The 20,927-nt window shown below is 61.6% G+C and carries 25 protein-coding genes; 15 read left to right on the forward strand and 10 right to left on the reverse strand.

The genetic code is table 11. The features are described 5' to 3' along the window. Positions 1-68 precede the first annotated feature (68 nt). Positions 69-932, forward strand: a complete 864-nt coding sequence (locus B0D71_RS14385) for a LysR family transcriptional regulator (RefSeq protein ID WP_103395350.1) — start codon at positions 69-71, stop codon at positions 930-932. Between the two features lie 102 nt (positions 933-1,034). On the opposite strand, the gene trhP is transcribed toward B0D71_RS14385, so the two are convergent. Continuing rightward, positions 1,035-2,360: a prephenate-dependent tRNA uridine(34) hydroxylase TrhP gene (trhP, locus tag B0D71_RS14390; protein ID WP_103395351.1), complete on the reverse strand. Its 1,326-nt coding sequence runs from the start codon at positions 2,358-2,360 to the stop codon at positions 1,035-1,037. A 164-nt stretch (positions 2,361-2,524) separates the two neighbouring features. On the opposite strand from trhP, the gene B0D71_RS14395 reads away from it, so the two are divergent. Then, positions 2,525-3,586, forward strand: a complete 1,062-nt coding sequence (locus tag B0D71_RS14395; protein ID WP_103395352.1) for an AI-2E family transporter — start codon at positions 2,525-2,527, stop codon at positions 3,584-3,586. Here B0D71_RS14395 and B0D71_RS14400 read toward each other — a convergent pair. From B0D71_RS14400 to B0D71_RS14410, 3 genes are all read right to left on the reverse strand, one after another. Next, on the reverse strand, positions 3,583-3,774 hold the full coding sequence (locus tag B0D71_RS14400) for a hypothetical protein (RefSeq protein WP_103395353.1): 192 nt from the start codon (positions 3,772-3,774) through the stop codon (positions 3,583-3,585). The two genes, B0D71_RS14395 and B0D71_RS14400, sit on opposite strands and share 4 nt — an antisense overlap. Before the next feature lie 115 nt (positions 3,775-3,889). Next, complete coding sequence (locus B0D71_RS14405; protein ID WP_008052996.1) at positions 3,890-4,084, reverse strand: hypothetical protein; 195 nt, start codon at positions 4,082-4,084, stop codon at positions 3,890-3,892. Positions 4,085-4,734: 650 nt separating this feature from the next. Continuing rightward, positions 4,735-5,100, reverse strand: coding sequence for a hypothetical protein (locus B0D71_RS14410; protein ID WP_103395354.1), 366 nt, complete (start codon positions 5,098-5,100; stop codon positions 4,735-4,737). A gap of 246 nt (positions 5,101-5,346) precedes the next feature. On the opposite strand from B0D71_RS14410, the gene B0D71_RS14415 reads away from it, so the two are divergent. Together B0D71_RS14415 and B0D71_RS14420 are read left to right on the forward strand one after the other, a co-directional pair. Beyond that, a complete protein-coding gene (locus tag B0D71_RS14415; protein WP_103395355.1) occupies positions 5,347-6,165 on the forward strand; it encodes a shikimate 5-dehydrogenase in 819 nt (272 codons plus the stop codon). A 9-nt stretch (positions 6,166-6,174) separates the two neighbouring features. Then, complete coding sequence (locus B0D71_RS14420; protein ID WP_103395356.1) at positions 6,175-6,693, forward strand: cupin domain-containing protein; 519 nt, start codon at positions 6,175-6,177, stop codon at positions 6,691-6,693. A gap of 157 nt (positions 6,694-6,850) precedes the next feature. Here the strand turns inward: B0D71_RS14420 and B0D71_RS14425 are convergent, their stop codons facing one another. Then, the gene (locus B0D71_RS14425) at positions 6,851-7,495 is read right to left on the reverse strand and encodes a YceH family protein (RefSeq protein WP_103395357.1); all 645 of its coding nucleotides are present in this window, start codon (positions 7,493-7,495) and stop codon (positions 6,851-6,853) included. 172 nt (positions 7,496-7,667) lie between these two features. Between B0D71_RS14425 and B0D71_RS14430 the strand changes: the two genes are divergently transcribed. Genes B0D71_RS14430 through B0D71_RS14460 form a run of 7 tightly spaced genes read left to right on the forward strand, consistent with a single transcriptional unit; the run spans position 7,668 to position 13,342 of the window. Next, on the forward strand, positions 7,668-8,840 hold the full coding sequence (locus B0D71_RS14430; protein ID WP_103395358.1) for an acyl-CoA dehydrogenase family protein: 1,173 nt from the start codon (positions 7,668-7,670) through the stop codon (positions 8,838-8,840). Continuing rightward, positions 8,837-10,030 carry an acyl-CoA dehydrogenase family protein gene (locus tag B0D71_RS14435; protein WP_103395359.1) on the forward strand — a complete coding sequence of 398 codons (1,194 nt, stop codon included), beginning with the start codon at positions 8,837-8,839 and terminating at the stop codon, positions 10,028-10,030. The genes B0D71_RS14430 and B0D71_RS14435 overlap by 4 nt, the downstream gene beginning before the upstream one ends. A gap of 13 nt (positions 10,031-10,043) precedes the next feature. After that, on the forward strand, positions 10,044-10,826 hold the full coding sequence (locus B0D71_RS14440; RefSeq protein ID WP_103395360.1) for an SDR family oxidoreductase: 783 nt from the start codon (positions 10,044-10,046) through the stop codon (positions 10,824-10,826). A gap of 2 nt (positions 10,827-10,828) precedes the next feature. Beyond that, complete coding sequence (locus B0D71_RS14445) at positions 10,829-11,287, forward strand: MaoC family dehydratase (RefSeq protein ID WP_103395361.1); 459 nt, start codon at positions 10,829-10,831, stop codon at positions 11,285-11,287. Between the two features lie 31 nt (positions 11,288-11,318). Next, the gene (locus B0D71_RS14450; RefSeq protein ID WP_103395362.1) at positions 11,319-12,521 is read left to right on the forward strand and encodes an acetyl-CoA C-acyltransferase; all 1,203 of its coding nucleotides are present in this window, start codon (positions 11,319-11,321) and stop codon (positions 12,519-12,521) included. Further along, positions 12,522-12,911, forward strand: a complete 390-nt coding sequence (locus B0D71_RS14455) for a steroid Delta-isomerase (RefSeq protein ID WP_103395363.1) — start codon at positions 12,522-12,524, stop codon at positions 12,909-12,911. Further along, positions 12,908-13,342 (forward strand): nuclear transport factor 2 family protein, encoded by a 435-nt coding sequence (locus tag B0D71_RS14460; RefSeq protein ID WP_103395364.1) that lies wholly within the window; start codon positions 12,908-12,910, stop codon positions 13,340-13,342. The genes B0D71_RS14455 and B0D71_RS14460 overlap by 4 nt, the downstream gene beginning before the upstream one ends. A gap of 49 nt (positions 13,343-13,391) precedes the next feature. Here the strand turns inward: B0D71_RS14460 and B0D71_RS14465 are convergent, their stop codons facing one another. Further along, positions 13,392-13,886 (reverse strand): SRPBCC family protein, encoded by a 495-nt coding sequence (locus B0D71_RS14465; RefSeq protein WP_103395365.1) that lies wholly within the window; start codon positions 13,884-13,886, stop codon positions 13,392-13,394. Between the two features lie 13 nt (positions 13,887-13,899). After that, positions 13,900-14,676, reverse strand: coding sequence for an SDR family oxidoreductase (locus B0D71_RS14470; protein WP_103395366.1), 777 nt, complete (start codon positions 14,674-14,676; stop codon positions 13,900-13,902). A 274-nt stretch (positions 14,677-14,950) separates the two neighbouring features. Here B0D71_RS14470 and B0D71_RS14475 point away from each other — a divergent pair, with 274 nt between their 5' ends. From B0D71_RS14475 to dmpG, 4 genes are read left to right on the forward strand one after another with little or no spacing between them, the layout of a single operon-like run. After that, positions 14,951-15,793, forward strand: a complete 843-nt coding sequence (locus tag B0D71_RS14475; RefSeq protein WP_103395367.1) for an alpha/beta fold hydrolase — start codon at positions 14,951-14,953, stop codon at positions 15,791-15,793. Further along, on the forward strand, positions 15,790-16,581 hold the full coding sequence (locus tag B0D71_RS14480) for a fumarylacetoacetate hydrolase family protein (RefSeq protein WP_103395368.1): 792 nt from the start codon (positions 15,790-15,792) through the stop codon (positions 16,579-16,581). Before B0D71_RS14475 ends, B0D71_RS14480 begins: the two co-directional genes overlap by 4 nt. 18 nt (positions 16,582-16,599) lie before the next feature. Next, positions 16,600-17,508, forward strand: a complete 909-nt coding sequence (locus B0D71_RS14485; RefSeq protein ID WP_056722416.1) for an acetaldehyde dehydrogenase (acetylating) — start codon at positions 16,600-16,602, stop codon at positions 17,506-17,508. 13 nt (positions 17,509-17,521) lie between these two features. Then, positions 17,522-18,556 carry a 4-hydroxy-2-oxovalerate aldolase gene (gene dmpG / locus B0D71_RS14490; RefSeq protein ID WP_103395369.1) on the forward strand — a complete coding sequence of 345 codons (1,035 nt, stop codon included), beginning with the start codon at positions 17,522-17,524 and terminating at the stop codon, positions 18,554-18,556. A gap of 65 nt (positions 18,557-18,621) precedes the next feature. Here the strand turns inward: dmpG and B0D71_RS31465 are convergent, their stop codons facing one another. The 3 genes from B0D71_RS31465 to B0D71_RS14500 all read right to left on the reverse strand — a co-directional run bounded on the left by B0D71_RS31465 (position 18,622) and on the right by B0D71_RS14500 (position 20,886). After that, the gene (locus tag B0D71_RS31465; protein ID WP_165798720.1) at positions 18,622-18,789 is read right to left on the reverse strand and encodes a hypothetical protein; all 168 of its coding nucleotides are present in this window, start codon (positions 18,787-18,789) and stop codon (positions 18,622-18,624) included. Positions 18,790-19,119: 330 nt separating this feature from the next. After that, positions 19,120-19,668 carry an ADP compounds hydrolase NudE gene (gene nudE / locus B0D71_RS14495; RefSeq protein WP_103395370.1) on the reverse strand — a complete coding sequence of 183 codons (549 nt, stop codon included), beginning with the start codon at positions 19,666-19,668 and terminating at the stop codon, positions 19,120-19,122. Between the two features lie 87 nt (positions 19,669-19,755). Then, a complete protein-coding gene (locus B0D71_RS14500) occupies positions 19,756-20,886 on the reverse strand; it encodes a helix-turn-helix transcriptional regulator (protein WP_103395371.1) in 1,131 nt (376 codons plus the stop codon). Between the last annotated feature and the right edge of the window lie 41 nt (positions 20,887-20,927).

Consider the following 20,927-nt stretch of genomic DNA (forward strand, 5'->3'; position numbering starts at 1 on the left):
AGTATCAGAAAGCGCATCGTTCGCCACAACTGACTTATAATGCGCCAATCATTCACTTATGGTGATGTATGGAGCTGGCACAGATTCGCATGTTCAAGACCGTGGCCGACGTCGGCAGCATCGCCCGCGCGGCCGAAGTGCTGCATTGCGTGCCATCGAACATCACGGCCCGCATCAAGGCCCTTGAGGCTGAACTGGGTGTCGCGCTGTTTCTGCGTGAGGGGCGAGGGCTGCGCATCAGCCCGTCGGGGCAGACCTTCCTGGCCTACGCCTCGAAAATCCTTGCCCTCACGGCCGAAGCCAAGCGCGCGGTCGACCCTTCGGCAGAGCCCTCCGGCCCGTTGCGCATCGGGGCCATCGAGTCCTCGGCCACCGGGCGCTTGCCGCGCCTGCTGGCGAAATTTCACAAGCGTTTTCCGCAGGTGGCGCTGGAGCTCACCACCGGCACCTGGGCTCAATTGCTCGATGACACGCTCAATCACAAGCTCGACGGTGCAATCGTTGCGGTCGACGTCGAACGTTCGCACCTCAAGCGCACGCCGATGTACCGCGAAGAGTTGCTGTTGATCGCCTCAACCTCCCTCGGACCGCTGCATGAAGTGGCGGACCTGCATGACAAGACGATGTTCCTTTGGCCCCAGGGATGTCCGTACCGGGCGGCGATGGAGCATTGGTTATTGCGCAATGGGCTGGCGTTGCCGATTGTCAGCCTGGCCAGCTATGGCGCGATTGTCGGTTGCGTCAGCGCTGGGGCCGGGGTGGCGCTGGTGACAAAAGGGGTATTCGATCAATACGCCAAGGGCGCCGGGTGCGTGGCGTTTGAGTTTCCCGAACTGACGGCCATCGAGAGCCTGTTTTACTGGCACGAAAACGCCGGGGTCCACCCGGCGCGAGAGGCGTTTGTGGCGATGCTCCACGAAGAATTTGCCTGACGCAGAACCTGTAGGAGCTGGCTTGCCAGCGATAGCGATCGACCAGTCACTACAATGTCGACTGGTAGACCGCAATCGCTGGCAAGCCAACTCCTACAGGGGTTACGGCATGTTGATATCTCGCATTAGCAGGCCAAAACCTAAATCCACCGCATCCGGTATCGGCAAGTACACGGTGTGCCCATCCCCCGGTGCAACGTCGATCGCTTCGCCCTTGGCGTTTTGCAACTGATGCAGGTCGAAGTGGAAGTTGCCCTTGGGCGTCATCAGTTCCATGTGATCGCCCAGGCCGAAACGGTTTTTCACCTTGATCTCGGCCAGGCGATCCCGGCGCTGTCCCGTCAGTTCACCGACAAACTGCTGGCGCTCCGACACCGAGCTGCCGTTCTGGTAGTTCTGGTATTCGTCATGCACATGCCGGCGCAGAAAACCTTCGGTGTAGCCGCGCTGGGCGAGGGATTCCAGGTCGGTCATCAGGCCACGGTCGAAGGCGCGGCCCGCCACCGCGTCGTCGATGGCGCGGCGATATACCTGCGTGGTGCGCGCGCAGTAAAAGTGCGACTTGGTCCGGCCTTCGATTTTCAGCGAGTGCACGCCCATGCGGGTCAGACGCTCGACGTGCTGCACGGCGCGCAGGTCCTTGGCGTTCATGATGTAAGTGCCGTGTTCGTCTTCGAAGGCCGGCATCTGTTCGCCGGGTCGATTGGCTTCCTGCAACAGGAACACCTGCCCGGTGGGCGCGCCGATACCCAGGGTCGGTTCTGGCTCGAATGTCTGCACGATCTCGCCAAGCTGGTTTTCCGTGGCCGGTTGCGCCGAATATTTCCAGCGACAGGCATTGGTGCAACTGCCCTGATTGGCATCGCGCTTGTTCATATAGCCTGACAGCAGGCAGCGCCCGGAATAGGCCATGCACAAAGCGCCGTGCACGAACACCTCCAGTTCCATGGCGGGCACTTGCTCGTGGATCTCTGCGATTTCTTCCAGCGACAACTCCCGCGACAGGATGATCCGGCTCAGGCCTTGCTGCTGCCAGAACTCGACACTCGCCCAGTTCACCGTGTTGGCCTGCACCGAAAGATGAATCGGCATCTGCGGGTAGTGCCGGCGCACCAACATGATCAGGCCGGGGTCGGACATGATCAACGCATCCGGGGCCATGGCGATCACCGGTTCAAGGTCCTTGAGGAAGGTCTTGAGTTTGGCGTTGTGCGGCGCGATGTTCACCACCACGTAAAAGCGCTTGCCCAAGGCCTGGGCTTCGCGAATGCCGAGGGCCAGGTTGGCGTGGTCGAATTCGTTGTTGCGCACCCGCAGGCTGTAGCGCGGCTGCCCGGCGTACACGGCATCGGCGCCGTAGGCGAAGGCATAACGCATGTTTTTCAGGGTGCCGGCGGGGGCGAGCAGTTCTGGCGCGGTGAGGTTCATGGCGGTGTCGGTCGCAAAAGCCGCACAGGGTAAATGCCCTGTGGCGAAGGTTTATTGACCTGGATCTATGCCTGATCAACAAAGCGATGGCACTCGCGCGAGCTGTAGCGGACTAAACATCAGGGCGGAAGTTTTTCGTCCTGGCTGCCTGGCGCGGATCAAACATGAACGAATCGACCCTACAAGACAAATCGCTGACGATTTTGCTGGTGCTGGTGAGCGCCGCCTTCATCTGGATCTTGCTGCCATTTTACGGCGCGGTGTTTTGGGCGGTGATCCTTGGCATCCTCTTTGCGCCGCTGCAGAGCCGGCTGCAACTGAAGTTCGGCTGGCAACGCAACCTCACGTCGCTGTGCACATTGAGCATTTGCCTGGTGATTGCGATTCTGCCGGTGATCATCATCAGCGCCTTGCTGGTTCAGGAGGGCGCGATGCTGTACAAAAACATCGAGAGCGGCGAACTGGACATTGCCGGGTACGTGTCGCAGTTCAAGCACAGCCTGCCGCCGTATTTCCAGCACCTGCTGGATCGCTTTGGCATGGGCGAGTTGAACGGGCTACGGGAGAAAATCGTCAAAAGCGCGATGACCGGCGGGCAGGAGTTGGCGGCGCAGGCCTTCATTTTTGGCCAGGGTACGTTCGAGTTTATCGTCAGCTTTTTCATCATGCTGTACCTGCTGTTCTTCTTCCTGCGCGACGGCGCGGAACTGGCGCGCAAGGTGCGTGCGGCGGTGCCATTGCAGGAACAGCAGAAGCGTCGTTTGCAGCTCAAGTTCAATCGTGTGGTGCGGGCCACGGTAAAGGGCAACCTGCTGCTAGCCATCACCCAAGGCGCACTGGGCGGTCTGATGTTCTGGTTTCTGGACATTCACAGCGTATTGCTCTGGGCGGTGTTGATGGCGTTTCTGTCGCTGCTGCCGGCGGTGGGGGCGGGAATAGTCTGGGTGCCGGTGGCGGTGTTTTTCCTGCTTACCGGGGCGATCTGGCAAGGCGTGGTGTTGGGACTGTTCGGGGTGTTCGTGATCGGGCTGGTGGACAACCTGCTCAGGCCAATGCTGGTGGGCAAGGACACCCGGATGCCGGATTACATGATCCTGGTCTCGACCCTCGGCGGCCTGGCGATTTTCGGGCTGAACGGCTTTGTCATCGGCCCGTTGATCGCGGCCCTGTTCATGTCGAGCTGGGCCATTTTCATTGAAGCCAAGCCGCGGGTGCAGCTGCCTTAGGCGCTGAGCCTGCCGGACTGGCCGCTGCCGATTCGTTGCGACAGCGCCTGGGCGGCAGGCAGCGAAGTGAGCGGGCCGCTGATCTGCACGCCGTCCTGCACCAGATACCAGCAGGCGAGCATGCCCAGCTCTCTGAGCTGTGGGGGGACGGCGCTACCGATAACGGACATGATCTGAACCTTGGACATGATAAGTACCTCCATCAATCTGTGGAGCTACTTTAAGGTCCGGGTGCCGTGACGGGTAATTAACGCTCTCAATAGTGGTCATTGATGCCAGTGGGGGCAAACTACCGTTGGTCGGTCAGCTGACCACCTGATCGAGCATATGAACCACTTCCTGCTCGTTGAGCAGGCCCTTGCGCACCAGGCTTTGCGTCAGCAGCGAAAGAAACTTGGCGCTGCGATGACCTTCCAGGTGCTTGAGTTCGGTCAGTGCGTTGTAGACCTTGCTGGAGGTGCACAGACCGACGATGCGGTGCGGGTTTTGCGTTGGCATGTGGTCGTCCTTGTTGTTATCAATCTGTTTTCGACGGACAGCAGCGAGCTTGCGCAACTGTCATGACAAAAATATGACCGTTTTTCGCCGCACGGCTGAAAAACTGTCGAGTCCATCTTGCCCATTTCCACCGCGCGCACTGTCCCGATAGCGACCTTGGCGAGATTTATCCAGACCATCGCCGACGAACGGGCATAAAAAAAGTTCTTCATGCAATCCCTTGTAGGAGCCAGCTTGCTGGCGATGGTCGTTAACGATAACGCGTGCGAACCGGATAAACGCGGCGCACTTGAGTCCATCGCCGGCAAGCCGGCTCCTACAGGTATTGCGTGTTTCGACCGGGACGCGGTGTCCTGTAGGAGCTGGCTTGCCAGCGATGGTCGTTAACGATAACGCGTGCGAACCGGATAAACGCGGCGCACTCGAGTCCATCGCCGGCAAGCCGGCTCCTACAGGTATTGCGTGTTTCGACCGGGACGCGGTGTCCTGTAGGAGCTGGCTTGCCAGCGATGGTCGTTAACGATAACGCGTGCGAACCGGATAAACGCGGCGCACTTGAGTCCATCGCCGGCAAGCCGGCTCCTACAGTTTCCTGGGAATCTGTGAAGTACAAAAAAGCCCCGCTGATTCAGCGGGGCTATATGAGTTCGTTACCAGCGACCGTAGTGAGGGCCGTAGTAGCCGCGTGGCGGGCCGTAGTAACCACGGGGTGGTCCGTAGTAAACCGGAGCCGGGCGGTAGTAGATCGGTTGTTGCACGTAGACCGGGGCCGGCTGGTAGTAGACCGGAGGCGGTGGTGCGTAATAAACCGGAGGGGGTGCTGCGTAGACCGGTTGCGGTGCGACATAGACCGGGCGATTGGCGTTGATCAGGGCCGAGCCGACAATGGCAGTACCGACGATCGCGCCAAACACCGCTGGGCCCTGCCAGTAATTACCACCACCATGGGCTTGCGCCTGTCCTGCGATAGCGAGGGCGCCGATCAGCAAGGCTACTGTGGGGATTTTACGGATCATGATAGTTCCTCGGTTCTTCAGCCCGGCGCTTGTGTCTGCAATAGACCCAAGGATTGTCGCGGGGATACTTCTAAGACAGCGTTTTTCTGAAAATCGGCACGGCCGTTGGGTAAATTTTGTGTAAGGTCTGTACCGACTTTCTTACCGACCTGTGTAAGCCCATGTAATCAAGCTTATATGATCGAACAGAACCCGATGGGGGGCTAATCCCGTCCATCCGAAAAGTGCATTTGAAGGAGCTTTCCCATGCAGATGAACCCCAACAAAGACACCCAGCTGTGCATGTCCCTTTCAGGGCGCCCCGGGAACTTTGGTCTGCGTTTTCACAATCATCTGTATGAACAACTGGGCCTGAATTTTTACTACAAGGCCTTTGCCAGCCAGGATCTGACGGGCGCCGTTGCCGGCATTCGTGCCCTGCGGATTCGTGGCTGTGGCGTGTCGATGCCGTTCAAGGAAGCCTGCATTGCCCTGGTCGATGAACTCGACGCCTCTGCCGCCGCCATTCAATCGATCAACACCATCGTCAACACCGAGGGGCATCTCAAGGCCTATAACACCGATTACATCGCCGTTGCCCAGTTGTTGGAAAAACACCAGGTGCCCAGGGACTCGACCTTTGCCTTGCGTGGCAGCGGCGGCATGGCCAAGGCCGTGGCGAGCGCCTTGCGCGATGGCGGCTATGAGAACGGCCTGATCGTGGCCCGCAACGAGCGCGCCGGACAGGCGCTGGCGCAGTCGTTGGGGTATGAGTGGCAGCCGGAGCTGGGGAATCGTCGTCCGCAGATGCTCGTCAACGTCACGCCGATCGGCATGACGGGTGGACCGGAGGCCGATCAACTGGCCTTTGAACCTGACGTGATCGAAAAAGCAGGAACTGTGTTCGATGTGGTGGCGATTCCCTCGGAAACACCATTGATCGTGCGTGCTCGTGCCGAAGGTAAACGGGTCATCACCGGGCTGGAAGTGATCGCGATCCAGGCACTGGAGCAATTTGTGCTCTATACCGGAGTGCGGCCAACGGATGAGCAATTCCACAAGGCAGTGGCGTTTGCCCGCAGCTAGGAGGTGTCCATGCATCCCCCCATTCTCAATGTGAACTCGGTCGAGCTTGAACCGCTGCCCGAAGCGTTTGCACCGACCGGTGAAACCGCCGGTCGCTATCAACAGCGTCAGGCCCGTGTCGGTCAGCAACTGGGGGCGAAAAAGCTGGGTTATCGCCTGTATGTACTGGAGCCGGGCATGCGCGGCAGCCCGTTCCATAGTCATCGGGTCAATGAAGAGATGTTCTATGTCGTGGCCGGGGAAGGGGAGGTCCGCTTGGGATCCGAGCGCTTTCCAATCCGCGCCGGTGATGTGATCGCCTGTCCACCTGGCGGGCCTGAAAAGGCCCATCAGATCATCAACACCAGCAACGGCGAGTTGCGCTACCTGGCCGTCAGCACCCAGCAATCGCCGGAGATCTGTGAATACCCGGATTCCGGCAAATATGCCGTGATGGATGACTTCAAGGTCGATGCCGAGGGAAATGCCTCGGGATTTGTTGCGGTGGCCCGCCAAGCCGATGGGGTGGATTACTGGGACGGCGAGTAGCGGTACAGGATGGCGGTTACTTTGTGGCGAGGGGGCTTGCCCCCGTTGGACTGCGCAGCAGTCCCATTTTTTGGGGCCGCTTCGCGACCCAACGGGGGCAAGCCCCCTCGCCACATAAGCTCGCGCCTACAGGTTTTGTGTCAGGCAAACATCCAGGCTATTCGAGCCGGGCCAGCCTTTCTTCCAGTGCCGCAATCCGTGCTTCCAGCTCTTCGATGCGTTCTACCGAAACCCCGCTGCTGCCGCGTTCGGACGGGTTTTGCCGCGCGGCCATGATCGCCTCGATATCCGCCGGGTCGCCCAAGGCGTGGGTATAGCGGTCTTCGCGCTGGCCGGCCTGACGCGGTATCAGCACGGCCAAACCCCGGGCAATCAGGCGTTCGAGCTGATGCACCACCTGTTCGGCGTCTTCGAATTCATGCATGCGGCCGCTGCGGGTCAGCAGTTCATTGACGGTCTGCGGGCCGCGCAAAAACATCAGCCCGATCAGAATCACCTGCGCCGGCACCAGTTCCAGGGCCTTGTCGACCTTGTGTTCCCAGCGGTCGGCACGGCTGCCCATCACCAGCCTGGTGAAGCCGCGTCCTTCGAGGGCGCGCAGGCTCTGGCCGACCTGGCCAGGCGTCAGGTTCATCACCGGCTCTCGGCTGGTTTTCTGGTTACAGGCAATCACCAGGGCATTGAGGGTCAGGGGATAGGTTTCCGGGCTGGTGGCCTGTTTCTCGATCAACGAACCCAGAATGCGGATTTCCGTACTGTTGAGCCGCGGTTCGTCGAAAGTCGTCTCTTGCTCAGTGCTCATGGTTCTGCATCCTTAGCCGATTCATGTTTTTCACTTGCGTAGACGCACTTTGACATCGCCCGTTCGGACTAGGCAAGGCTAACGATTCTGCCGCGTCCGGGCGGCGCCAAACTTCATGCTCAAAGGGGTGTTGCGCCACGCGCGCCCCGCCAAACGAGCAGAAGGCGCCGCGATGGAGTTTGCATTCAGCGACGAACAGGAAATGATCCGCGAGTCGGCCGAGGGCTTCCTCGCCGATGTCTCGGATTCTGCCGCCGTGCGCGCGGCAATGGTCAGTGAACGGGGTTTTGACGAAGCCCTCTGGCAGCGTCTGTGCCAGGAAATGTACTGGCCAGCCATTCATATCCCCGAAACCTACGGCGGCCTGGGCCTCGGCTTTGTCGAGCTGACGATCCTGCTGGAACAGATGGGCCGGCGTTTGCTGTGCTCGCCGTTTTTCGCCACCGCCTGCATGGCCACGCCTGCACTGTTGCTGGCCGCCAATGATGAACAGAAGCAGCGCTGGTTGCCGTCGATCGCCGACGGCAGTGTGACCGCGACCCTGGCGTTCAGCAGTGCCAATGGCTGGTCCGCCGACGACGTCCAGGCAACGGTGGTGGCCGAGGGCGATGGCTTTGTCCTCGACGGCACCCTCAAGCATGTGCTCGACGGCCATGGTGCCGACCTGTTGATCATTGCCGCACGACAACCCGCAACCGCTGGCGAAAAGGGCATCAGCCTATTTGCCGTGAACGCGGAGCGGGCCGGCATCGAACGGCAAATGCTGCCGACCATGGACCAGACCCGGCGCCAGGCGCGGATCCAGCTCAAGGGCCTGTACCTTGAAGCCGACTGCCTGCTGGGTGAATTCGGCAACGGCTGGACGCACCTTGAGCGGGTCCTGCAACTGGCCTGCATCGGCCTGGCCGCCGAGCAGACCGGCGGTGCGCAGCAGGTGCTCGACCTCAGCGTGGCCTACATGCAGGAGCGCCAGCAGTTCGGTCGCCCGATTGCCAGTTTCCAGGCCCTCAAACACCGCGCCGCCGACATGATGCTGCAAGTCGAATGCGCGCGTTCGGCCAGTTATTACGCCGCGTGCGTGGCCCAGGAAGTCCTCGACCCCCAGGGTGATCCGCAGGTCGCGGCCGAACTACCGCTGGCGGCGGCGCTGGCCAAGGCGCAGTGCTCTGAAACCTACTTCTGCTGTGCATCCGAGTCGATCCAGTTGCACGGCGGCGTCGGATTCACCTGGGAATACGACCCGCACCTCTACTTCAAGCGCGCCCGCGCCAGCGAAAGCTTCCTCGGGTTACCGGCCTGGCATCGCGAGCGCATTGCCGCGGTGATTCTTGGAGAGCAGCCATGAAAATCAGTTTCAGTGAGCAGGACGAACGCTTCCGTCAGGAAGTCGCCGACTGGATGAGCGCCAACCTTTGCGGTGAGTTCGAGGCCTTGCGTTTTCGCGGTGGTCCGGGCGACGAGCACATGTTTCCCGAGGAGCGCAAAGCCTGGGAACGCAAACTCGCCGAGGGCGGCTGGACCTGCGTCGGCTGGGCGCCGGAGCATGGTGGGCGTGGCCTTTCGATCACCCAGCAAGTGATTTTTCACGAGGAATATGCCCGCGCTGGCGGCCCTGGCCGCATGGGCCATATCGGCGAAGGGCTGGCGGGGCCGACCATTGCCGCGTTCGGCACGCTCGAACAGCAACAGCGCTTTTTGCCGGGGATCGTCAGCGGTACGTCGTTCTGGTGTCAGGGCTATTCAGAGCCGGGCGCCGGTTCCGACTTGGCCAACGTCAAGACCCGCGCAACGCTGGATGAGGCGACCGGCCAATGGCTGATCAACGGGCAAAAAGTCTGGACCTCCCTGGCCCACGAATCGGATTGGTGCTTTGTCATCGCCCGCACCGAACCGGGCAGCGTCGGCCATCGCGGCCTGTCGTTCCTGCTGGTGCCGATGGCCCAGACGGAAATCACCGTGCGGCCCATCGAACAACTGACCGGCACCTCGGAATTCAACGAAGTGTTCTTCGACGATGCCCGCACTGACGCCGCCAACATCATCGGCGCGCCGGGCGAAGGCTGGAAGATCGCCATGGCGCTGCTCGGTTTCGAGCGAGGTGTCTCGACGCTCGGCCAGCAGATGCAGTTTCAGAACGAGCTCAACGAAATCATCGCCATCGCCAAGTCCAATGGCGCGGACCGTGACCCGATCCTGCGTCAGCGCCTGGCCGAAGCCTGGAGCGGGCTGCGGATCATGCGCTACAACTCGCTGCGCATGCTCTCGGGTAACCAGGACGGTTCGCTTCGCAAGGAGGCAACCATCTACAAATTGTTCTGGTCGACCTGGCACGCCAGCCTCGGCAAGTTGGCGATGGACGTCCTCGGCGCCGAGGCGGAATTGCTCGAAGCCGCGCCCTACCAACTGACCCGATTGCAGTCGCTGTACCTGTTCAGTCGCGCCGACACCCTGTACGGCGGCAGCAACGAAATCCAGCGCAACATCATCGCCGAGCGTGCCCTGGGCATGCCCAAAGAGCCGCGTCCGCGCGCCTGAAAGGAGAGAGTTCATGTCTGTACCTCAATATGTTGAAGGTCGCGGTCTGTTGCGCGGCAAGTCGGTGCTGATCACCGCGGCGGCGGGTGCCGGGATCGGTTTTTCCGCCGCCGTGCGTGCTGCCGAGGAAGGTTGTCGCGCGTTGATGATCAGCGACATCCATGAAGGCCGATTGGCCGAGGCGGTGCTGAAAGTCCGCGAAACCACCGGGCTGCAACAGGTGTTCGGCCAGGTCTGCAACGTCGCCGATGAAGCCCAGGTACAGCAATTGATCGCTTGCGCCGAGCGTGACCTGCAAGGCGTCGATGTGCTGATCAACAACGCCGGCCTCGGCGGCTCGCGCTTGCTGGTGGACATGGCCGACGAGGAGTGGAATCGAGTCATCGACGTGACGCTCACCGGCACCATGCGCATGACCCGCGCCATGCTGCCGAAAATGATGGAGCGGCGTGCCGGGGTCATCGTCAACAACGCCTCAGTGCTGGGCTGGCGTGCGCAGAAAGAACAGGCGCACTACGCCGCCGCCAAGGCCGGGGTGATGGCGCTGACCCGCTGCGCAGCGGTCGAGGCCGCCGACTACGGCATCCGCATCAACGCGGTCAGCCCGAGCATTGCCCTGCACGATTTCCTGCGCAAATCCGCGCCCCAGGCGGTGCTCGATCAACTGGCCGCCAACGAAGCTTTCGGTCGCGCCGCCGAAGTCTGGGAAGTGGCCAACGTGATGATGTTCCTGGCCAGCGACTACAGCTCCTACATGACCGGCGAAGTGTTGTCGGTGTCCAGCCAGAGGGCGTGACCATGCCACGTATTTTTGACACGCCGATGGCCTTGTTCGACGCCGTGGGCGAATCACTCGGCGTCAGCGACTGGCTGCTCCTGGAACAGGACCGCATCGACCAGTTCGCCGACGCCACCGGCGATCACCAGTGGATTCACGTCGATCCGCTCAAGGCCGCCAGCGGCCCGTTTGGCGCCTGCATTGCCCATGGCTACCTGAGCCTGTCGCTGGTCAATCTGTTCCTGCCGCAGATCGTCGAAGTCCGTGGCCTGGCCATGGGCGTCAATTACGGCTGTGAGCGGGTGCGCTTCCCCTCGGTGGTGCGTGTCGGTTCGCGAGTGCGCGGCAGTGCGCAATTGACCGCGGTCGAGGAAGTGAAGGGCGGCGTGCAAGCGACCATCCGCGTCAGCGTCGAAATCGATGGCGAGGAACGTCCCGGCTGTGTGGTCGACACCATCAGCCGTTACTACCCCGCCTAAGCCTGTCAGCAGAATTTTCGAGGAACTGAACATGAAAGAAGCCGTCATCGTTTCGACCGCCCGTACTCCGATCGGCAAGGCCTTTCGCGGTGCCTTCAATGACACCGAAGCCCCGCAACTGGGCGGCCACGTGGTGCGCGAAGCCGTGCGCCGCGCCGGTATCGAGCCAGGTGAAGTGGACGACGTGATCATTGGCGCCGCCGCACAGCAGGGCACCCAGTCCTATAACTTGGGTCGCCTGTGCGCGATTGCCGGCGGCTTGCCGGCATCGGTTGCCGGGATGGCCGTCGAGCGCCAGTGCTCGTCGGGCCTGATGAGTATCGCCATGGCCGCCAAAGGCATCATGTGCGACGAAATCGACATCGCCGTGGCCGGTGGCCTGGAGTCGATTTCCTTGGTGCAGAACAAGCACAAGAACCTCTATCGCAACCAGTCCGGGCTGGTGCTCGACCTCGATCCGCACGCCTACATCCCGATGATCGAAACCGCCGAGATCGTCTCCGCACGCTATGGCATCTCCCGCGACGAGCAGGACGAGTACAGCTACCAGAGCCAGCTGCGTACCGCACAGGCCCAGAGCGCCGGGCGCTTCGACCGCGAACTGGCGCCGCTGACCAGCCGCAAGGCACTGTTCGACAAGGCCACCGGTGAAACCAGTTTTGAGTCCGTCACCTTGCTGCGCGACGAGTGCAACCGTATCGACACCACCCTCGAGAGCTTGAAGGCGTTGGAGCCGGTATGGCCGGGTGGTCAGTGGAGCGAAAAGGGGCGGTTCATCACCGCCGGCAATGCCTCGCAGTTGTCCGATGGTGCGTCGGCTTCGGTATTGATGAGCGCGAAAATGGCCGAGAAACGTGGCCTGGAACCCCTGGGGATCTATCGCGGCATGGCGGTCGCCGGCTGCAACTCCGACGAGATGGGCATCGGCCCGATCTACGCGATTCCCAAGTTGCTCAAGCGCCACGGCCTGACCATGGATCACATCGGCCTCTGGGAGTTGAACGAAGCGTTCGCCTGTCAGGTGCTGTACTGCCGCGACACCCTGGGCATTCCGGCCGAGCGTCTGAACGTCAACGGCGGGGCGATTTCCATCGGCCATCCATTCGGCATGTCCGGGGCGCGCATGGTCGGCCATGCGCTGGTCGAAGGTCAGCGTCGCGGCTTGCGTTACGTCGTGGTGAGCATGTGCATCGGTGGCGGCATGGGCGCGGCAGCCTTGTTCGAGGTGGTCTGAATGATCAGCGCACAACAAATCCAGGCGACCATGGGGCGTTATGTGGAACTGGTGGATGCCGGCGACATCGAAGGCATCCTCGCGCTCTACGCTAACGATGCCACCGTTGAAGACCCGGTCGGCCACGCGCCATTGCAGGGTATCGACGCCATCGCGCGCTTTTACCGTGAAGGGTTGGGGGCGATGAAGGTCTCCGCGACCCAGACCGGGCCGGTGCGCGCGACGCTCAACGGTTGCGGCGCGATGCCGTTTCGGGTCGACATGGAGTGGGGCGGGCAACCGTGCTCGCTGCATGTGATCGACGTGATGGAGTTCAACGCCGACGGCCAGATTCGCTCGATGAAAGCCTTCTGGAGTGAGGTCAACGTGACGGCGCGAGGTGAAGTATGAGTCTGGAGCAGCGAATCGCCCGGCTGGAAGCCCTTGAAGAGATCCGCCAGCTCAAGCATCGCTACCTCAATGCCTGCGATCTCAAGCAGGTCGAGGTGATTGCCGACTGCTTTGCCGACGGTGAAGTGCTGATCGATTACGGTCCGTTGGGGATTTTTCGTGAGCGCGACAGTTTTGTCGCGCTGTACCGCGAACTGGCCTGTCATGAGCGGGTGATCGACCTGCATCACGGCGCCAATCCCGAAATCGAGGTCCTGAACGAGAATCAGGCCCAGGGTCGTTGGGCCCTGTGGTATTTCAACCTGGACGGCGAGAGCGGGGCGACGCGGCAGCTGGGTGGGTTCTATCAGGACCGTTACCAGCGTATCGCCGGGCAATGGAAGATTGTCAGCACCTGCTTCCGCGCTCACTCGGAAGTGGCGCGCTCCTGAAGAGCGCCGCAATCCCTGTAGGAGCTGGCTTGCCAGCGATGACGGTGTGTCAGGCAACATTGATGTTGGATGTGCTGACAGCCATATCCGGATTCTGCGTGCGGCCGGTTTCGTAGAAGGCCTTGAGGTTCTCGGCGATCTGCTGCACGACCTTGTTGAAGGCCTTGGCCAGCAACTTTTCAAACAGCCTGCCACCGCGCAGGCTGTAACTCATTTGCAGGGTGATGCGGGTCGCGTTGCCTTCGGCTTGCAAGGCATAACTGAAACTCGCCTCGCGAAACGGAAAGGGCGAGTCATTGCTGCCCTTGTGCAACCGCAGCACGAACCCCGTGCCTTCCCGCCACTGCACCACACTTTCATCCAGATACTGACCGCCCTTGCGCAACACCCGGCGGCTGGCGCCGACGCCTTCGTGATCGCCGGGATGAAACTGGCAACCGGTCAACCCCGGCACATAGTGCGGGGCGAGGCTCAGGTCGCGCAGTTTGGCCCAGGCTGCTTGTGGCGTGAGGTTCAGCAATACGCTGTGGCTGGCTACGGGCATGTCGAAAGTCCTCTTATGAATGGGATTGGGCCGCGTCGAGAAACGCCGGACGCTCACCCGCGCCATGCACTGCGATATCCGCGCCGCTGACGTAACGGGCCAGCTTCGAGGCCAGGTACAGGCAGGTGTCGCCAATGTCTTGCGGGGTGGCCAGGCGTTGCAGCGGAATGGTCGCCGCCACCCGGGCAATGCCCGCGTCGTCACCATAATGCATGGCTGCCTGCTCGGTGAGAATCAGCCCGGCGGTCACGGCGTTGACCCGCACCTTCGGCGCCCATTCCACCGCCAGCGATGTGGTCAGGTTCAACAGCCCGGCCTTGGCTGCGCCATAAGCGGCGGTGCCGGGGGAAGGGCGGGTGGCGCTGACGCTGCAGATGTTGATGATCGCACCGCCATCGGCCTGGGCCTGCATCACCTGGTTGGCTTGCTGGCACAGGTTCAGTGGCGCGATCAGGTTCAGACGGATGATCGCTTCGCTGAAACGCGGCGAGGCCGTTGCGGCATCGGCATTCGGCGAGCCACCGGCGTTGTTGACCAGCACGTCGAGGCGACCGAAGCGCTCGACGATCTGTGCGATCAGGCCTGCGGATTGCTCGACATCGCGCAGGTCACAGGCCAGGAACAACGCTTCGCGCCCGCCGCTGGCAGGCAAGGTCTGCGGGGCTTCGCGACCGCAGATCACCACCTCGGCGCCGCATTCGAGAAAGCGCTGGCTGATGCCGCGACCCACACCTTTGCCACCGCCGGTGACCAGTACCACTTTGCCGCGAAAGTCCATCGGATCAAGCATGGGGATTCTCTTTTTCGTCGCTCGGGAATGCCGTCGATGCTAGGTCGGCCGTCTTGGCAGGCCTACGTCCGATGAGACTAGAAACGGTGTAGGAGCGAGCTTGCTCGCGATGGACGTCAACGATAACGCGTAAAACCTGATACCCCGCGCTGTCCTGGCCTCCATCGCGAGCAAGCTCGCTCCTACAGGTGGGGGGGTAGTCCTGTTGGACGATGTTGATGGCCCAGGCCCTCGGAATAATTCGAGCTACAACAACAGGCCGGGAGGACACCTTATGGGCGCTTCAGCGCAAGGGCACTTCGTTACGCTGCCGGATGGTTTGCAGCTGCGCTATGTGGATATAAGCGGGAAGGATGGCGGCAACGGCGAACCCGTGATTTTCATCCATGGCAGCGGGCCGGGCGCCAGCGGTCACAGCAACTTCAAGCAGAACTACCCTGCGTTCGCCGAGGCCGGTTACCGGGTTATCGTTCCCGACTTGCCGGGCTACGGCGCTTCGGACAAGCCCGAGACCCTCTACACCCTGGATTTCTTCGTTGCCGCGCTGAACGGTCTGCTCGACGCCCTGGACATTCAGCGCTGCGTGCTGGTCGGCAACTCCCTGGGCGGCGCGATCGCGATCAAACTGGCCCTCGACCAACCGCAACGTATCAGTCGTCTGGTGCTGATGGCGCCCGGTGGCCTGATGGAGAAAGAACAGTATTACCTGCAAATGGAAGGCATCCAGAAAATGGGCGCGGCCTTCGCCAAAGGTGAACTGAACGACGCGGCAGGCATGCGTCGCCTGCTGGCCCTGCAACTGTTCGACGAAAGCCTGATCAGCGACGAAACGGTCAACGAGCGCGTGGCGGTGGTGCAACAGCAACCGGTGTGCGTGCTGTCGACCATGCAGGTGCCGAACATGACCACGCGTCTGGGCGAGCTGCAGTGTCCGATCCTCGGTTTCTGGGGCATGAACGACAAGTTCTGCCCGTCCTCCGGGGCCCAGACCATGCTCGATAACTGCTCCGGCATCCGCTTCGTGATGCTCAGCGAGTGCGGGCATTGGGTCCAGGTCGAGCACCGTGACTTTTTCAACCGCCAGTGCCTGGCATTTTTTCAGGAGGCCCGCGGATGAGCGTGCAATTGCGCCGTGAGTTCGGCGAAGAGCTTTATCAGGCGCTGCTCAGCGGCTCCACCCTGGCGCCGCTGACCGAGCGCTGGCCGTCGATCAGCATCGAAGACGCCTATCACATTTCCCTGTACGCCATTGAGCGTCGGGTGGCGGCCGGTGACCAGATCGTCGGCAAGAAAATCGGCGTCACCTCGGCGGCAGTGCAGCAGATGCTCAACGTGCATCAGCCGGATTTCGGCTTCATCACGCGGCAGATGTCGTTCGATGACGACGCGCAGATTTCCCTGTCCGCCAACAAACTGATCCAGCCCCGCGCCGAGGGCGAGATCGCCTTCAAGCTCAAGCATGATCTGGTCGGCCCAGGCATCACCGAAGCCGACGTGCTGGACGCCACCGAATACGTGATGCCGTGCTTCGAGATCGTCGACTCGCGGATTCACGATTGGCGCATCCGCATCCAGGACACCGTGGCCGACAACGCCTCCTGTGGTGTGTTCGTGTTGGGCGACAGCAAGGTCGATCCCCGTGAACTGGACCTGCCGAACTTGCGCATGCGCGTGTTCAAGAACGGAGAGCCGCTGAGTGAAGGCCTGGGTTCGGCAGTGCAGGGCAACCCGTTGACGGCCGTGGCCTGGCTGGCCAACACCCTGGGCGCTTTCGGCATTCCGTTCAAGGCCGGGGAAATCATCCTCTCCGGCTCCCTGGTACCGCTGGAACCGGCCCGTGCCGGCGACCTTTTTTCGCTGACTATCGATGGCCTGGGCAGTGCCCGGGTGTCTTTCTGCGCCTGACTTTTGGAGTTTGACCCCATGAGCAAAAAACTCAGAGCGGCCATTATCGGCCCGGGTAACATCGGCACCGATCTGCTGATGAAAATGTGCCGATCGCAATGGATCGAGCCGGTGTGGATGGTGGGTGTCGACCCCGAATCCGAAGGCCTGAAACGTGCTCGGGAAATGGGCATCAAAACCACCGCCGGTGGTGTCGATGGCTTGTTGCCGCACGTGCTCGACGATGACATTCGCATCGCCTTCGACGCCACCTCGGCTTACGTACACGCGGAAAACAGCCGCAAGCTCAACGAGCTCGGGGTGATCATGATCGATCTCACGCCGGCGGCCATCGGCCCGTACTGCGTGCCGCCGGTCAACCTCAAGGAGCACGCGTCGAGCCTGGCGATGAACGTCAATATGGTCACTTGCGGTGGCCAGGCAACCATCCCGATGGTGGCGGCGGTGTCTCGGGTGCAACCGGTGAGCTACGGCGAGATCGTCGCGACGGTGTCCTCCGGTTCGGTCGGCCCGGGCACGCGGCAGAACATCGATGAATTCACCCGCACCACCGCCGGTGCGGTGGAGAAGATCGGCGGCGCTCGACGCGGCAAGGCGATCATCGTGATCAACCCGGCCGAGCCGCCGCTGATGATGCGCGACACCATCCATTGCCTGACCGATGACGAGCCGAACCAGGACGCGATCCGCACCTCGGTGCTGGAGATGGTCCGCGAGGTGCAGCGCTATGTGCCCGGCTACAAGCTGATCAACGGGCCGGTGTTCGACGGGCGCAAGGTGTCGATCTTCATCGAGGTCGAAGGCCTCGGCGATTTCCTGCCCAAGTCCGCCGGCAACCTCGACATCATGACCGCCGCCGGTTTGCGCACGGCCGAGATGTTCGCCGAAGAAGCCCACAAGGGCACCCTGCAACTGCCCGTCCGTTGAGTGGAGAATCCCGATGAATTTGCAAGGTAAGAGCGTCCGTCTGCACGACATGAGCCTGCGCGACGGCATGCACGCCAAACAGCACCAGATCAGTATCGAACAAATGGTCTCGGTGGCCACCGGCCTCGATGCGGCCGGCGTGCCGCTGATCGAAATCACCCATGGCGATGGCCTCGGCGGGGCGTCGCTTAACTACGGTTTCCCGGCCCACAGCGACGAGGAATATTTCGCCGCAGTGATCCCGAAGATGAAGCAGGCCAAGGTCTCGGCCCTGTTGTTGCCGGGGATCGGCACCCTCGATCACCTGAAAATGGCCCATGAGCATGGCGTCTCGACCATTCGCGTGGCTACGCACTGCACCGAGGCGGACGTGTCCGGCCAGCATATCGGCATGTCAGCGAAGATGGGCCTGGACACCGTCGGCTTCCTGATGATGGCGCACATGGTCAGCCCGGAGAAACTGCTGGAGCAGGCGCGCCTGATGGAAAGCTACGGCGCCAATTGCATCTACTGCACCGACTCGGCCGGCTACATGCTGCCCGATGAAGTGACGCAAAAGATCGGTGCCCTGCGCGCCGGGTTGAATGCCGGGACTGAAGTCGGTTTCCACGGTCATCACAACATGGGCATGGCCATCGCCAACTCACTGGCGGCCATCGAGGCCGGTGCTGCGCGGATCGACGGCTCGGTGGCAGGCCTTGGCGCGGGAGCGGGCAACACGCCGCTGGAAGTGTTCGTCGCGGTGCTGGAGCGCATGGGCGTCAACAGTGGTGTCGACCTGTACAAGATCATGGACGTCGCCGAGGACCTGGTGGTGCCGATGATGGACCAGCCGATCCGCCTGGATCGTGATGCCCTGACGCTGGGTTATGCCGGGGTCTACAGCTCGTTCCTGCTGTTCGCCAAACGGGCTGAGCAGAAGTACGGCATTGCTGCCCGTGAGCTGCTGGTGGAGTTGGGGCGGCGTGGCACGGTGGGTGGTCAGGAAGACATGATCGAAGACCTGGCGTTAACCTTGTCGCGGGCGCGGGGCGTGTTGCCGACCTGATTATCGCGGCCATAAAAAAACCACCGATGATTCGGTGGTTTTTTTATGGCCGGTGGAAACCGTGCTCAAGGCAGCAGATTGCGCACCACTGGCGGATAACAATTGATCGCCGTGCTCGAACAGCTGAAGTAGGCCGTGCTCGGTCGGTAGGCTTCGTTCTTGAACAGTTGGCACAGACTGGTGGAAGCACCGGCACAGAGGATGATGAACAGAGCACAAGTAGATTTGCGCATGATGAGTCTCGACACGGTTTTATTGTTGTAGAGACAGGTTATGGCGGCGGCGCGGGAGTGGCTTCGTCCGAATGGACTAGGTGATCGATTTGAAGCTGTCCCGCCCCCTGTAGGAGCTGGCTTGCCAGCGATGGCGGCATGTCAGGCAACATTGATGTTGGGTGTGCCGGCCTCATCGCAGGCAAGCCAGCTCCCACCCGGGATTTGTGCCTGGCGCCAGTCCCCTGTAGGAGCGAGCTTGCTCGCGATGGCGGCATGTCAGGCAACATTGATGTTGGCTGTGCCGGCCTCTTCGCGAGCAAGCCCGCTCCCACAGGATTCTACGGTGTGTCAAACGCGCCGGGCGAGGGCACCCATGGCCATGAACAGTGCGGCAATCGCCCGTGCTTCATGCAGTTCGCCACGGGCTACCAGTTCGGGGATTTGCGCCAGGGGGACACGCAGGCACTCCAGGGGTTCGGGTTCGTCACCCTCCAGTTGGCAGGGGGTCAGTTGTTCGGCCAGTACCACCCGGTAGCGGTGGCACAGGTGCCCAGGTGCCAGGGTCAGTTCGCCCAGTTCGGTGAGGCGTTCGGCGCGCATGCCGACTTCTTCGCTCAGTTCGCGCTGCGCCGCCTGCAAGTAGTCTTCATCGGGCTCCGCGCCGCCCTTGGGCAGGCCGAGTATGGTTTTTTCCACACCGACCGCGTATTCGCGCACCAGCAACACGTGCTGTGGATCGGGCATCGCCACCAGCATCACCGAGCGATAACCGGTGCCGCGCAGGCGTTCATAGACCCGCTGCTGGCCGTTGCTGAATTGCAGGTGCAGGGCTTCGATCTGAAAGTGGCCACTTTGCGCCAGCAGTTCAGTCTTTAGGATGGTTGGGCAGTTGCGCATGGGGCAGTCCCCTGTTTGGGATAAGGACACTGTGCGCTGTACAACGGGGGCCGCCATCGTCCGAGCGGACGAGGGCGGCATTGACGGCTAGCCGAGGGTCGCCACGCTGCGCAGGATCAGGCGCACCAGCATGGTCTGGCGAGTCACGCCGGTCTTGGAGAAGGTCGAACGCAGGTGTGCCCGCGAGGTGTTGCGGCTGATGCCCAGCTCTTCCGACGCTTCGTCGAGGGTCAGGCCGTTGGCCAGCAGCATCGCCAGCTGGGTTTCCGCCGGGGTGAAGTCGAACAGCGCGCGAACGATCTCCTGCGGCGCGGTCGACTGTTGTTCCGGGTCGCTGATGAAAATCACCACGGTGGGGCACTGCTTGCCTTCGCTCCAGTCGGTCAATGGCACCGAGCGCACGATGATCCCCAGGTCCGCTTTACCGGACGGCCGCTGCACGCGCAGGGCTTCGACCACCGACGGGTTGCTGCTCTTTTGCGACAGCAGCGACTGCTTGACCAGTCGACGGAACTCCTGGGTATCGCGCGCCGTACCGACCTGCAGGCCATCGTTGACCAGTTTGATGCCGTCCTTTTCCTGGATCAGCCGGTCGGCGACCTGGTTGGTCTGCAGCACCTTGCCAGACTCATCGAGGATGATCGTGCCGACCGCCATCTGGTTCACGGCGCCGGCGTACAGGTTGCGCTCGGCTTCGATGCGGTTGAGCTGCATGTGGATCTTGATCGAACGTTCCAGGTGCGCAATGAAGTGCGTGAGCATGGCCTTTTCTTCATTGCCGAAAGGCTTGTCGTCACGTCCGCGACTGATGCGAATGCGGCACTGGGCGCCGTCGACTGTATTGATGTCGGCACCGAGGATGTGGAACACGTCCACAGGTTCAAGGAAATTCTTGTAGAACTCGGAGTTCTGCCAGTCGTCGTTGGAGACGAACTCGGCGAGGGTCACGACCTGGCGGTTGGGCAGGTCGACAAACGGGTCGAGGCTGAAAAAGTGCTTGTTGTACGACGCGGTCGCCTCGGTCGAGGTGCCGGTGGTGTTGACCATCAGGCCGTCCACGTGGGCGCTGGGCGGACGCAGGATGAAGGTCACGTACTTGCTGTTCAGATGCACATTGAGCTGATTGAGAAAAGTAGCCCAGGGAATGTTTTCCAGCGGACCCTGATAGAGGTTGCCGATCAAATCACTGAACGTATCGAGGGTGAGGCTCTGCTGCATAGGAAAAACCGTTTTTATTTTTAGCGTTGGCGGTGGCCGAG

The sequence above is a fragment of the Pseudomonas laurylsulfativorans genome (assembly GCF_002906155.1).
Taxonomy (GTDB): Bacteria; Pseudomonadota; Gammaproteobacteria; order Pseudomonadales; family Pseudomonadaceae; genus Aquipseudomonas; species Aquipseudomonas laurylsulfativorans.

Excerpts from the sequence above, each read along its gene's own strand:
- B0D71_RS14385 (WP_103395350.1), top strand. The coding sequence starts at position 69 with ATGGAGCTGGCACAGATTCGCATGTTCAAGACCGTGGCCGACGTCGGC.
- trhP (WP_103395351.1), bottom strand. The coding sequence starts at position 2,360 with ATGAACCTCACCGCGCCAGAACTGCTCGCCCCCGCCGGCACCCTGAAA.
- B0D71_RS14395 (WP_103395352.1), top strand. The coding sequence starts at position 2,525 with ATGAACGAATCGACCCTACAAGACAAATCGCTGACGATTTTGCTGGTG.
- B0D71_RS14400 (WP_103395353.1), bottom strand. The coding sequence starts at position 3,774 with ATGTCCAAGGTTCAGATCATGTCCGTTATCGGTAGCGCCGTCCCCCCA.
- B0D71_RS14405 (WP_008052996.1), bottom strand. The coding sequence starts at position 4,084 with ATGCCAACGCAAAACCCGCACCGCATCGTCGGTCTGTGCACCTCCAGC.
- B0D71_RS14410 (WP_103395354.1), bottom strand. The coding sequence starts at position 5,100 with ATGATCCGTAAAATCCCCACAGTAGCCTTGCTGATCGGCGCCCTCGCT.
- B0D71_RS14415 (WP_103395355.1), top strand. The coding sequence starts at position 5,347 with ATGCAGATGAACCCCAACAAAGACACCCAGCTGTGCATGTCCCTTTCA.
- B0D71_RS14420 (WP_103395356.1), top strand. The coding sequence starts at position 6,175 with ATGCATCCCCCCATTCTCAATGTGAACTCGGTCGAGCTTGAACCGCTG.
- B0D71_RS14425 (WP_103395357.1), bottom strand. The coding sequence starts at position 7,495 with ATGAGCACTGAGCAAGAGACGACTTTCGACGAACCGCGGCTCAACAGT.
- B0D71_RS14430 (WP_103395358.1), top strand. The coding sequence starts at position 7,668 with ATGGAGTTTGCATTCAGCGACGAACAGGAAATGATCCGCGAGTCGGCC.
- B0D71_RS14435 (WP_103395359.1), top strand. The coding sequence starts at position 8,837 with ATGAAAATCAGTTTCAGTGAGCAGGACGAACGCTTCCGTCAGGAAGTC.
- B0D71_RS14440 (WP_103395360.1), top strand. The coding sequence starts at position 10,044 with ATGTCTGTACCTCAATATGTTGAAGGTCGCGGTCTGTTGCGCGGCAAG.
- B0D71_RS14445 (WP_103395361.1), top strand. The coding sequence starts at position 10,829 with ATGCCACGTATTTTTGACACGCCGATGGCCTTGTTCGACGCCGTGGGC.
- B0D71_RS14450 (WP_103395362.1), top strand. The coding sequence starts at position 11,319 with ATGAAAGAAGCCGTCATCGTTTCGACCGCCCGTACTCCGATCGGCAAG.
- B0D71_RS14455 (WP_103395363.1), top strand. The coding sequence starts at position 12,522 with ATGATCAGCGCACAACAAATCCAGGCGACCATGGGGCGTTATGTGGAA.
- B0D71_RS14460 (WP_103395364.1), top strand. The coding sequence starts at position 12,908 with ATGAGTCTGGAGCAGCGAATCGCCCGGCTGGAAGCCCTTGAAGAGATC.
- B0D71_RS14465 (WP_103395365.1), bottom strand. The coding sequence starts at position 13,886 with ATGCCCGTAGCCAGCCACAGCGTATTGCTGAACCTCACGCCACAAGCA.
- B0D71_RS14470 (WP_103395366.1), bottom strand. The coding sequence starts at position 14,676 with ATGCTTGATCCGATGGACTTTCGCGGCAAAGTGGTACTGGTCACCGGC.
- B0D71_RS14475 (WP_103395367.1), top strand. The coding sequence starts at position 14,951 with ATGGGCGCTTCAGCGCAAGGGCACTTCGTTACGCTGCCGGATGGTTTG.
- B0D71_RS14480 (WP_103395368.1), top strand. The coding sequence starts at position 15,790 with ATGAGCGTGCAATTGCGCCGTGAGTTCGGCGAAGAGCTTTATCAGGCG.
- B0D71_RS14485 (WP_056722416.1), top strand. The coding sequence starts at position 16,600 with ATGAGCAAAAAACTCAGAGCGGCCATTATCGGCCCGGGTAACATCGGC.
- dmpG (WP_103395369.1), top strand. The coding sequence starts at position 17,522 with ATGAATTTGCAAGGTAAGAGCGTCCGTCTGCACGACATGAGCCTGCGC.
- B0D71_RS31465 (WP_165798720.1), bottom strand. The coding sequence starts at position 18,789 with ATGCGCAAATCTACTTGTGCTCTGTTCATCATCCTCTGTGCCGGTGCT.
- nudE (WP_103395370.1), bottom strand. The coding sequence starts at position 19,668 with ATGCGCAACTGCCCAACCATCCTAAAGACTGAACTGCTGGCGCAAAGT.
- B0D71_RS14500 (WP_103395371.1), bottom strand. The coding sequence starts at position 20,886 with ATGCAGCAGAGCCTCACCCTCGATACGTTCAGTGATTTGATCGGCAAC.